This is a genomic window from Ruegeria sp. BHSB064, from assembly GCF_059613205.1.
Genome location: NZ_JBXWSB010000138.1, coordinates 1 through 10,601, shown reverse-complemented (window position 1 = coordinate 10,601; position 10,601 = coordinate 1). Strand labels below are relative to the sequence as shown.

Sequence of the window (10,601 nt, the reverse complement as noted above, 5' to 3'; positions counted from 1 at the left end):
CGTCGAGACTACGTGTGTCGATCACCGGAAATGTCAGTCTCGAAGACATTTCAACCTTGTTTACAACCATCGCCAGCCATCAATCGGAGGCCGCATGAGCGCGCTTATCGTTGCCGGAACCGACACGGGCGTCGGAAAAACCGTTTTTTCCGCCGGTCTGGCAGCGGCTCTGAATGCCCGGTATTGGAAACCCGTTCAATCGGGTCTGGAAGATGCGACGGACACGGAAACCGTTCTCAACTTGTCAGGTGCGGAAGTTCTACCTGAAGCCTATCGCCTGAACATGCCCGCCTCACCTCATTTGTCTGCGGAAGATATGGGTGTTGAAATTGATCTGTCGCGCCTTGCTTTGCCGCAGATTGACGGGCCCGTGGTCGTTGAAGGGGCAGGGGGTCTGATGGTGCCGCTGAACCGCAAGTCCTACTATCTGGACCTGATCGCGCAATGGCAGGCTCCGGTGGTTCTGGTGGCCCGCACCGCGCTGGGAACGATCAATCACACCACATTGTCCCTGATGGCCTTGCGTAGCGCTGGATGTGAGGTCGTGGGAGTGGCCTTTGTTGGCGACCCAGAGCCGGATGTCGAGCAGACCATCGTTGAGATGAGCAATGTGCGCCACCTTGGGCTTCTTCCGGTTCTCAGCGACTTAACACAGCAGAGCCTGACAGATGCATTTTCGGCCATAGACGTTACGACCATTCGGAGGTTCCTGTGACCCCGCTTGAGTTTGACGCCCACCACCTGTGGCACCCATATACCAACGTGGCCAATCCGGGCGCGATGCACCTGATCGACCGGGCCGAGGGTGTTTATCTGTACCGGGAGGACGGCGTGAAGATGATCGACGCCATGTCCTCGTGGTGGTGTGCAATACACGGCCACAAGCACCCTGCGATCACATCTGCGATGCAGAACCAGTTGGAGAAGATGCCCCATGTGATGTTCGGGGGGTTAACCCACCACCCGGCCATAGATCTGGGGCGCAGGATGGTTGACATGCTGCCGGACGGTTTGGACCGCATTTTCTACTGCGACAGTGGCTCGGTCTCGGTCGAAGTTGCTATGAAGATGGCGGTGCAATACCAAATGGCCCATGGCCGCACCGGCAAGTTCGAGTTCGCTACCATTCGGGGCGGTTATCACGGCGACACGTGGAAGGCGATGAGCGTCTGCGACCCGGTTAACGGTATGCACGGGTTGTTTCGCGGGGCTTTGTCGATCCAGCACTTCCTGCCGCGCCCCTCAGTAAAGCTGAATGATGAATGGCCAATGGATCCGGCGCTGAATGGTTTAGAGCCGCTGGAACGGTTGCTTGCCGAGAAGGGCGACCAGCTTGCGGCCCTGATCCTAGAGCCTGTGGTTCAGGGCGCAGGAGGAATGTACTTTTATCATCCCGAATGGCTGCGCGGCGCGCGCGCCTTGTGCGATGCCCATGACGTTCTGATCATCTTTGATGAAATCGCGACCGGCTTTGGCCGGACCGGTAAGCTTTTCGCCGTGGATCACGCAGGCGTCACGCCTGATATTATTTGTTTGGGCAAGGCACTGACCGGGGGTCATATCTCGTTTTCAGCCTCAGTAACCAGCAAGCAGGTGGCGCATGGCATCGGCAACAGCGAGGCCGGGGTGTTCATGCACGGCCCGACTTATATGGCCAACCCTCTTGCCTGTGTTGCGGGCTCAGCCAGCTTGGGCTTGCTGGCCGAAGGACACTGGGAACGCCAGGTGGCCGACATCGAAAACCAGATGCGCTCCGAGCTGGAGCCAGCCCGCGTTTCGCCCGGCGTAGCGGATGTCAGGGTCTTTGGTGCCATCGGTGTTATCGAAATGAAGGATACGGTCGATCCTTCTGTCGCCCATCGGCTGGCACCCAAGACCGGAGTGTGGCTGCGCCCCTTTGCACGCAATATTTATTGTATGCCCCCTTACATCATCTCTGCTGATCAGCTCAGTCAGGTCACGAGCGCAATGGTCGCACTGGCCGGGGGGCAGGGATGAAATACAGGTGGCTGGAACAATCAGACGACGGTACTCTGATCCTTGTGTTCGGGGGTTGGGCGCTTGGTGCAGCACCGTTCCAGGGCCTGACCGGTGACGCGTCTGTTTTGCTGATTGATGACTATACCCGGCTTGATGATCCACTACCTGATTTGACAGGGTTTGACCGTGTCGAGATGCTCGCGTTTTCCTTTGGTGTCGCATCCGCTGCGCATTGGTTGGCCGACACTTCATTTCGTCCTGACCGGTTGGTGGCTGTCAGCGGCACTCTGCACCCAACCTGTACAGAGCGGGGTATAGCGCCCGATATGATCCGGGCCACGGCCGATCAACTGACGACCTCCAGCTTTGCCAAATTTTGCCGCCGCGCGGGCTTGCGCGGCAAGGCTCCGGAACTGAACGTTACAGCCGCGCAAAAAGAGCTTCATTCGGTGATTCAACGCGGATCGGCACCGGACCCTAGGTTTGACCTTGTGTGGATACCCGAGCGTGACCGTGTCATTCCAACAAAGGCGCAAGAGGCTGCTTGGGCTACAGCCTCAGGTGAAGTCAGGTCGATCGTCGGGCCCCATGTTCCATTCCAAGCAGGTCAGACCTGGGCGGAGTGGCTGTCATGACCGTGCAACTCGCGGATAAGGTGCAACGAAGCTTCAGCAGAAGCTTTGAAACCTATCACGACACAGCCAGTCAACAGGCTTGGGTGGCCGAAAAACTGGTTTCTGAACTCTGCCGCGTCGGTGCGCCGGGTCAGTTTCACACAACGTTTGAAATGGGCTGTGGTACCGGGCACCTGACCAGAATGCTGCGGCAAAACTTCGATCTTCCCGATTTCATCGTGAACGACATCGCGCCACAAGCCCAAGTGACGGCAGAGGCCGAAGCAGCAGCATTCATCTCAGGCGACGTGCGCTCGGTGCAATGGCCCGATCAGATTGATCTGGTCGCCTCGGCCTCGATGATCCAGTGGATGGAAGACCCGGCCGGGTTTTTGCAGCAGGCAGTCGATGCCTTGGCCCCAGGTGGTTGGTTGGCCATTTCAGGATTTGGACCGCAGCAATATCAAGAGTTGTCCCGCATCGGATCAACTGCACACGCACCCGGCCTTTGCGAAGCCCGCTCTTTAGTCGCAGCTGTCGAAGGGTCGATGCAGGTTCTGGCCGCTGGAGAATGCATCCGGCCATCTTTCTTCAAAACACCAAGGGACGTTTTAAAATATCTGCGCAGAACCGGGGTGAATGGGCGTGCAAAAGGGACATGGACCAAGTCCACTCTGGCTCGGTTTGAAGAAGACTATGTGCGAAATTTTGGAACGGCCAACGGGGTGTCTTTGACATATCACCCGATCTGGATTGTCGCTCAAAAGCGTTAGGCGCCTATTCTGCGACAACAAGATCAATTTCGTTTGCAGACAACATCTGGCGGATATCCTCTGACGGGCAGGTGTCCGTAAAGAACAGATTGATCTGTCTGGCAGAGTCCAAAGTGACCGGCGCGCGCTTGCCCAGCTTTTCTCCGTCAGCGACCACAATGCGAACCTGCGCATTCTGAGCGGCGATACGCGCCAGGTTGGCCTCCTGCAGATCATGTAGCATAAAGCCGGACTCTGCATTGACTGCTCCGACCGACAGAACAGCAAAGCGGACATTCAGACGTTTGATAAGGTCCTGTGCCTCTACGCCAAACGCGCCACCGTCATGGGGGCGCAGCTCACCGCCTGCCATGAACACCCGATTGTTGTTCCGGGATGCCAGGGTCTGGGCAACAAAAACAGAATTCGTCACCACAAACAGGTTGTTATGATCGCACAGCGCCTGCGCCACATAAGCTGTGGTCGAGCCAATATCCAGAAAGACCGAATCTCCATCGCTAATGACCTCGGCCACTGCTTTGGCAAGCTTTTCCTTGGCGTCAACTTTCTTGTCCAGTCGGCTTTCCAGTGACGGCTCGAGGATGTCCTCCAACAGGTGGACGCCGCCATGAACCTTGCGCACAATTCCGCGTTCCTCGAGATTTCGCACATTGCGCCGAATGGTCTCCAGGGTAACGCCCAACTCATTCGCCAAGATGCTTACGCGACAGGATCCGCCTGTGCGGAACAGCGCGCGCAGAATCTCTTCTTCTCGTTGGTTGGTGGTTTTAAGGTTCATGTTTTTCGCTCTGACAATCCCGTCATACGGGAGGTTCAGAGATACCACAACACCCACAGAAAGCAACATTACGCCAAGATATAGCTGAAAAATTGAACGAAGATTTTAATTCATGTGGCTTAACGTGGTTTTTATTGACACAAAACCCCACAGTGTGCTCGTCTGTGTTCAATACCACCGATTCATCAAAAAAATCACGACAGGGAGAAGGTGTTATGAAATGCAAACTGGGACTTTCGGCATTTGCACTTGCAGCTGCCACGTCAGCTTGGGCGGTAGAATCTTCTGACCCGATCAAGCTTACGCTACACGACTGGTCCGGTCAGTTGATCAATACCAAAATCATGGGTTCGATCCTTGAAGAAGCCGGTTACAATGTCGAATACGTTCAAGCCGACTACATTGCCCAATTCGCTGGCCTAAAAACGGGCGACCTGCATCTGGCAATGGAAATCTGGGAAACAACCGGGCGCGAGGCATTGGATGAGGCAACGGCTTCGGGCAATGTTGTCAACGTCGGGGAAACTGGCCTGATGGCGATCGAAGAGTGGTGGTATCCCAGCTATATGAAAGAGCGTTGTCCGGGGCTGCCAAACTGGGAAGCCCTGCGCGACTGTGCGGAAGAATTCGCCACCGCTGAAACCGCACCCAGCGGACGTTACGTCGGCGGGCCCGTAACCTGGGGTGGCTTTGACGAAGAACGTGTCGAAGCTCTGGAGCTAGATTTCGAGGTGGTACATGCGGGTACTGACGCAGCCTTGTTTGCCGAGCTTGAATCCGCCTATCAGCGGCAGGACCCGATCGTTCTGTGGGTTTATGTGCCGCATTGGGCGCCGGCCAAGTATGAGGGCGAATTCGTAGAATTCCCGCCATTTTCGGCCGAATGCTATAGCGATCCTTCGGTCGGTGTGAATCCCAACATGGCTTATGATTGCGGCAAGCCGCGTGGGCCAATCTGGAAGGCCGCCTGGTCCGGCCTACAGGAAAAATGGCCCGGTGCTTATGACATCATCGAGGCTTACAATATCAACAACGACGAAATGAGCGCGATGGTCGGCAAAGCCGATCTGGATGGCGTGGAAATTGACAGTGTTGTTTCGGAGTGGATGGAGACCAACAAAGACCGCTGGTCGGGTTGGATCTCTAAATAATCCACTGGCCAGAGCGGGCCTTTCGCTCTCTCGGACCGCTCTGGCCCTTTTTTTTTATTTTTGCCGGACCTCTCTGATGCCTCCCAAGACAAAATTGTCCTGCCGCAACGTTTGGAAACTATACGGTCCAAACGCCGAAGCGCTGTTGAAGAAAAATCCAAATCCTTCAGCGGATGACATCCGAGACGCGGGTGTGATAGGCGCTGTGCGCAATGCCAATATCGACATCGCGGAAGGTGAGATTTTTATCATTATGGGGTTGTCGGGGTCGGGGAAATCGACTTTGGTTCGCTGCCTGTCGCGATTGATCGAACCCACAAGTGGCGAGGTCATTTTTGACGACGCTGATCTGCTGCGAGCGAACGAAAAAGAACTGATCGAAATTCGACGCCACAAGATGGGCATGGTGTTCCAGCATTTTGCTCTGCTACCGCATCTGACCGTTTTGCAGAACGTAATGTTCCCTTTGACCATACAGGCCACGCCCAAAGCCGAAGCTGAAACCAAGGCGCGGGAAGTGGTGGAACTGGTTGGTCTGAAAGGACGCGAGGACTACTATCCGCGTGAACTGTCCGGCGGTCAGCAGCAGCGCGTCGGCATCGCCCGCTCGCTGGTTACAGAACCCGACCTGTGGTTTCTGGATGAGCCGTTTTCGGCCCTCGATCCATTGATCCGGCGCGAGATGCAGGACGAGTTTCTGCGGCTTCAGGAACGCCTGCACAAGACCATCGTTTTCATCACTCATGACTTTGAAGAGGCCGTCCGCCTGGCAGACCGCATTGCCATCATGAAAGATGGTGAAGTGATTCAGATCGCCACTCCGGAAGAGCTGGTGATGCACCCCGCCACGGAATATGTGGCTGAATTCACGCGACATATCCCGCGTTCGAAGGTTCTGACCGTCGGCGGCGTCATGACCCCCGGCGCCGTTGGTGAAGGAGAGCCTATTGCGCAATCTGCCCGCGTTTCTGACGTGGCCGAACGCATCATCGCCGCCGATGCACCGATCCCCGTTGTGGATGCTGAAGGGCAGCCTGTGGGCGCGATTGATCGCAAAGCTGTTGCGCATGTGCTGTTCGGCGACGGAGACGCGGCATGATCCGGTTGAACCGGGCGCAGGCCATTGCTCTGGCCCTTGTTCTGATCACAATCGTGCTTGGGTACTATGGCCGCGATCTGGGCAAAGCGCTGGATGCGCGTTGGCTGACCAAATTCCCTTCGGCCTGGGTGATCCCGTTTAAGACCTATATTTCCTCGGCGATGACATGGCTGATCGAGGATGCTGCCATCGGGCCGGTCTCGTTTACTGATGTGACCCGCGCCATCGCGTGGCTGATTGAGCAGCCGTATAATCTGGTTCTGGCCCTGCTGGCCGACGGGTTTGTCAGCGGTCAGGGCAATGACGCGCAGGTCATCCTGCCTGCGATCAGCTGGATCGTAGTGATTACTGCTGTCATCGCTCTGGGCCAGTATTGCCGCGATTGGGCACTGGCCGCTCTGGTCGGGGCGTGTTTCATCTATCTGGCTGTCTTCGGTCAATGGGACAGCGCGATGGTCACGCTGGCCTCGGTCCTGATCGCGGTGCCGATTGGTGCCGGTGGAGGGCTGCTGTTAGGCATCCTCGCCTATCGCCATCCGCTGTTCGAAAAGATCATCTCGCCCATTCTGGACCTGATGCAGACGATCCCGATCTTTGCCTATCTGGTGCCGATCCTGTTCATGTTCGGCTTTGGCCCGATCTCGGCCTTGGTCGCAACGATCATCTATGCCACGCCGCCGATGGTGCGGATCACGACGCTGGCCTTGAAGGGTGTCGACCCCGAGATCCTCGATTTCGGTCGTATGGCCGGCACAACCCAGCGGCAGTTGATGTGGCGGGTGCTGGTGCCCTCGGCCAGTCACAGCCTGATGGTGGGCGTCAATCAGGTGATCATGCTGACGCTGAACATGGTCATCATCGCCTCGATGATAGGGGCCGGAGGGCTGGGCTTTGACGTCCTCGCCGCGCTGCGCCGTCTGGACATTGGGGCTGGGTTCGAGGCTGGGATCGCCATCGTGGTTCTGGCTATCGCTGTTGATCGGCTCAGCCAGGCATTTGCCGAGCGCATGGGGCAGGTTCATCATGAACAACCGGGTTCTTGGGTGGCTCGGCATCGCCGGACGGTGCTGGTTCTGATCCTGTTGGTGGTGACATGGGTGCTGGGCCAGTTCTCGCCGCTGCTGTTAGAGTATCCCGACAGCCAGACCATCACCACGGGTGCATTCTGGGACAACACCGTTGAGTACTTGAACGTCAATTATTTTGATGTGTTCGAGGCGATCAAGGTCTTCTTCCTCACATGGTTCATGATCCCGATAAAAACGGTCCTGCTGGGCATCCCGTGGCCATGGGCCATTGCGATGCTGACCTTGTTGGGCTGGCACTCGGGTGGCTGGCGTCTGGCGCTGCTGTGCGGAGGGATGGCCTCGTTGATCCTTGTGTCGGGTCTGTGGTCCAAGGCAATGGTGACGGTCTATCTGTGTGGAGCCTCGGTCATTCTGGCAACGCTGATTGGAGTGCCTTTGGGTGTTTTGGCGGCACTGAACAAACGCGCCGGAGCAGTGATCAACTTGCTGATCGACACGCTGCAAACCCTACCCAGCTTTGTTTATCTGATCCCCGTTGTGATGCTGTTCCGGGTCGGAGACTTCACAGCGCTGATCGCCATCGTCCTTTATGCGCTGGCCCCAGCGGTGCGTTACGCCGCCCATGGTGTGCGCTCGGTCAGCGAGGAACTGATCGAGGCCGGTTTGGTTTCCGGCTGCACCCGCACGCAATTGCTGCGCCATATCCGTTTGCCGATGGCACTGCCCGAGATCCTGTTGGGCATCAACCAGACGATCATGCTGGCCCTGTCGATGCTGGTCATCACCGCGCTCGTTGGTACGCGCGATCTGGGGCAAGAGGTCTATATCGCCCTGACCAAGGCCGACACAGGCAGAGGTCTGGTCGCTGGTTTGGCCATCGCGTTCATTGCCATCATTGCTGACCGGCTGATCAATGCAAGCGCCCGTCAGGCCCGCATCCGCTTTGGACTGGAGAGCTAACATGAGCCAATCCGATCTCATGACCCGCATCCGCGATCTGTCGATCTGGCACGGAGAGATTGAGGCCACCCCTCTGACAGGGGGCATAACCAATGTGAACTACCGAGTCACGGATAACAGTGGGTCCTATGTGGTGCGTGTGGGGGATGACATCCCGCTGCATCAAGTTATGCGGTTCAACGAACTTGCCGCCAGCAAAGCCGCCCATGCGGCGGGTTTGTCGCCAGCGGTTGTACATTCGTCAGGCGATCTGACGGTGCTAGAGTTCATCGAAAGCCGCACACTGACCGAGGGAGATGTCCGCAACCCGGATATGCTGCCGCGCGTGCTGGAATTGGTGAAGGCGTGCCATACCGAGGTGCCGAAGCACCTGCGCGGCCCATCGCTGGTGTTCTGGGTGTTCCACGTCATCCGCGACTATGCCGCGACACTCACTGAACGTGGCAGTTCTCATGCAGCGTTGATCCCTGATCTTGTTGAAGCAGGAGCTTTGCTGGAACGAGAGGCCGGGCCGTATGACATGGTGTTTGGCCATAACGATTTGTTGTGTGGCAATTTTCTGGACGACGGCACCCGCTTGTGGCTGATTGACTTCGACTACGCCGGGTTCAATTCGCCCCTGTTCGATTTGGGCGGGCTGGCTTCAAACAATGGTCTTTCCCCTGATCAGGAAGACTGGGTGCTTGAGACTTATTTCCAAGCCCCAGTCAATGATGACCTCCGCCATCGTTACACGGCGATGAAATGCGCCTCGCTGCTACGCGAAACCATGTGGAGCATGGTGTCCGAGATCACATCGGATATCGACTTTGACTATGCGGCCTACACCGCTGAAAACCTCGCGCGGTTCCGCGCGGCCCTGAACGATTTCAAAAATACCTGAGGACAGACATGACCGACCTTCCGACAACAGCCAAAGCCGTCATTATCGGCGGCGGGATCATCGGCTGCTCGACCGCCTATCACCTGGCCAAACTGGGCTGGACCGACACGGTGCTGCTGGAACGCAAAAAGCTGACCTCGGGCACTACATTCCATGCGGCAGGACTGGTGGGGCAGCTGCGCTCGAACGCCAATATCACACAGCTGCTGGGTTACTCGGTCGATCTGTACAACAAGATCGAAGAAGAAACGGGTCTTGGCACCGGTTGGAAGATGAACGGTGGTTTGCGCCTTGCCTGTAATGAGGAACGCTGGACCGAGGTGAAACGTCAGGCCACCACCGCGCATTCGTTCGGCCTGGACATGCAATTGCTGACACCGTCTGAGGCGCAGGAGCTGTGGCCGCTGATGGATGTTTCGGACGTGATCGGAGCGGCTTATCTGCCGACCGATGGTCAGGCGAACCCTTCGGACATCACGCAGGCACTGGCCAAGGGCGCGCGCATGGCCGGGGCGAAGATTTTCGAGGACACAAAAGTTACCGATATCGAGATCGAAGACGGTAAGATCCGCGCGGTGATCACGGAACATGGCCGTATCGAATGCGAAAAAGTAATTTGCTGCGCCGGTCAGTGGACCCGCACCTTTGCCGGACGCTTTGGTGTCAACGTGCCGCTGGTGCCGATGGAGCATCAGTACATGGTCACCGAACCTTTTGATGTCCCTTCGAACCTGCCGACGCTGCGCGATCCGGATCGCCTGACCTATTACAAGGAAGAGGTCGGCGGGCTGGTCATGGGCGGCTATGAACCCAACCCGATCCCCTGGGCCACCAAGGGCATTCCGCAGGGCTTCCACTACACCTTGCTCGACAGTAATTTCGACCATTTCGAACAGTTGATGGAACTGGCGCTGGGGCGTGTGCCCGCTTTGGAAAATGCCGGCGTCAAGACGCTGACCAACGGGCCAGAAAGCTTTACCCCGGACGGCAACTTCATCATCGGCGAAGCGCCCGAGTTGAACAACTTCTTCGTTGGCGCAGGCTTCAACGCCTTCGGCATTGCCGCTGGTGGTGGCGCGGGCATGGCACTGGCCGAATGGGTCCACAAGGGAGAACCTCCGTTCGACCTTTGGTCCGCCGATATCCGCCGCTTTGGTCGCCCGCATTTCGACACCGATTGGGTGCGCACCCGGACCGTCGAAGCCTATGGCAAGCATTACACAATGGGCTGGCCGCACGAGGAACATGACTCGGGTCGTCCCTGCCGCAAGTCGCCACTGTATGACACGCTGAAATCGCAGGGCGCGTGTTTTGGTGAGAAACTGGGTTGGGAAC

General features: G+C 57.2%; 10 protein-coding genes. 9 read left to right on the top strand and 1 reads right to left on the bottom strand.

Features of this window, described 5'->3' with window-relative positions; all coding sequences use genetic code 11:
* The first annotated feature begins 94 nt into the window (after window positions 1–94).
* Genes bioD through AC2FNU_RS21455 form a run of 4 tightly spaced genes read left to right on the top strand, consistent with a single transcriptional unit; the run spans window position 95 to window position 3,367 of the window.
* A complete protein-coding gene (bioD, locus tag AC2FNU_RS21470; RefSeq protein WP_496792298.1) occupies window positions 95–715 on the top strand; it encodes a dethiobiotin synthase in 621 nt (206 codons plus the stop codon).
* A complete protein-coding gene (gene bioA / locus AC2FNU_RS21465; protein WP_496792297.1) occupies window positions 712–1,998 on the top strand; it encodes an adenosylmethionine--8-amino-7-oxononanoate transaminase in 1,287 nt (428 codons plus the stop codon). Before bioD ends, bioA begins: the two co-directional genes overlap by 4 nt.
* The gene (locus AC2FNU_RS21460; protein WP_496792295.1) at window positions 1,995–2,615 is read left to right on the top strand and encodes a pimeloyl-ACP methyl esterase BioG family protein; all 621 of its coding nucleotides are present in this window, start codon (window positions 1,995–1,997) and stop codon (window positions 2,613–2,615) included. Before bioA ends, AC2FNU_RS21460 begins: the two co-directional genes overlap by 4 nt.
* Window positions 2,612–3,367: a methyltransferase domain-containing protein gene (locus tag AC2FNU_RS21455; RefSeq protein WP_496792294.1), complete on the top strand. Its 756-nt coding sequence runs from the start codon at window positions 2,612–2,614 to the stop codon at window positions 3,365–3,367. The genes AC2FNU_RS21460 and AC2FNU_RS21455 overlap by 4 nt, the downstream gene beginning before the upstream one ends.
* Window positions 3,368–3,371: 4 nt before the next feature.
* On the opposite strand, the gene AC2FNU_RS21450 is transcribed toward AC2FNU_RS21455, so the two are convergent.
* Window positions 3,372–4,145: a DeoR/GlpR family DNA-binding transcription regulator gene (locus AC2FNU_RS21450; RefSeq protein WP_496792290.1), complete on the bottom strand. Its 774-nt coding sequence runs from the start codon at window positions 4,143–4,145 to the stop codon at window positions 3,372–3,374.
* Between the two features lie 215 nt (window positions 4,146–4,360).
* Between AC2FNU_RS21450 and AC2FNU_RS21445 the strand changes: the two genes are divergently transcribed.
* The 5 genes from AC2FNU_RS21445 to AC2FNU_RS21425 form a co-directional block, all read left to right on the top strand.
* On the top strand, window positions 4,361–5,296 hold the full coding sequence (locus tag AC2FNU_RS21445) for an ABC transporter substrate-binding protein (RefSeq protein ID WP_496792285.1): 936 nt from the start codon (window positions 4,361–4,363) through the stop codon (window positions 5,294–5,296).
* A gap of 76 nt (window positions 5,297–5,372) precedes the next feature.
* On the top strand, window positions 5,373–6,395 hold the full coding sequence (locus AC2FNU_RS21440; RefSeq protein WP_496792283.1) for a quaternary amine ABC transporter ATP-binding protein: 1,023 nt from the start codon (window positions 5,373–5,375) through the stop codon (window positions 6,393–6,395).
* Window positions 6,392–8,383 carry an ABC transporter permease gene (locus AC2FNU_RS21435; protein ID WP_496792281.1) on the top strand — a complete coding sequence of 664 codons (1,992 nt, stop codon included), beginning with the start codon at window positions 6,392–6,394 and terminating at the stop codon, window positions 8,381–8,383. Before AC2FNU_RS21440 ends, AC2FNU_RS21435 begins: the two co-directional genes overlap by 4 nt.
* Window position 8,384: 1 nt before the next feature.
* On the top strand, window positions 8,385–9,266 hold the full coding sequence (locus AC2FNU_RS21430) for a phosphotransferase (protein ID WP_496792279.1): 882 nt from the start codon (window positions 8,385–8,387) through the stop codon (window positions 9,264–9,266).
* 8 nt (window positions 9,267–9,274) lie between these two features.
* On the top strand, window positions 9,275–10,601 hold a 1,327-nt coding region (locus tag AC2FNU_RS21425; RefSeq protein WP_496792277.1), incomplete at its 3' end, for an FAD-dependent oxidoreductase.

Excerpts from the sequence above, each read along its gene's own strand:
- bioD (WP_496792298.1), top strand. The coding sequence starts at position 95 with ATGAGCGCGCTTATCGTTGCCGGAACCGACACGGGCGTCGGAAAAACC.
- AC2FNU_RS21430 (WP_496792279.1), top strand. The coding sequence starts at position 8,385 with ATGAGCCAATCCGATCTCATGACCCGCATCCGCGATCTGTCGATCTGG.
- AC2FNU_RS21440 (WP_496792283.1), top strand. The coding sequence starts at position 5,373 with ATGCCTCCCAAGACAAAATTGTCCTGCCGCAACGTTTGGAAACTATAC.
- AC2FNU_RS21455 (WP_496792294.1), top strand. The coding sequence starts at position 2,612 with ATGACCGTGCAACTCGCGGATAAGGTGCAACGAAGCTTCAGCAGAAGC.
- AC2FNU_RS21435 (WP_496792281.1), top strand. The coding sequence starts at position 6,392 with ATGATCCGGTTGAACCGGGCGCAGGCCATTGCTCTGGCCCTTGTTCTG.
- AC2FNU_RS21450 (WP_496792290.1), bottom strand. The coding sequence starts at position 4,145 with ATGAACCTTAAAACCACCAACCAACGAGAAGAAGAGATTCTGCGCGCG.
- AC2FNU_RS21445 (WP_496792285.1), top strand. The coding sequence starts at position 4,361 with ATGAAATGCAAACTGGGACTTTCGGCATTTGCACTTGCAGCTGCCACG.
- AC2FNU_RS21460 (WP_496792295.1), top strand. The coding sequence starts at position 1,995 with ATGAAATACAGGTGGCTGGAACAATCAGACGACGGTACTCTGATCCTT.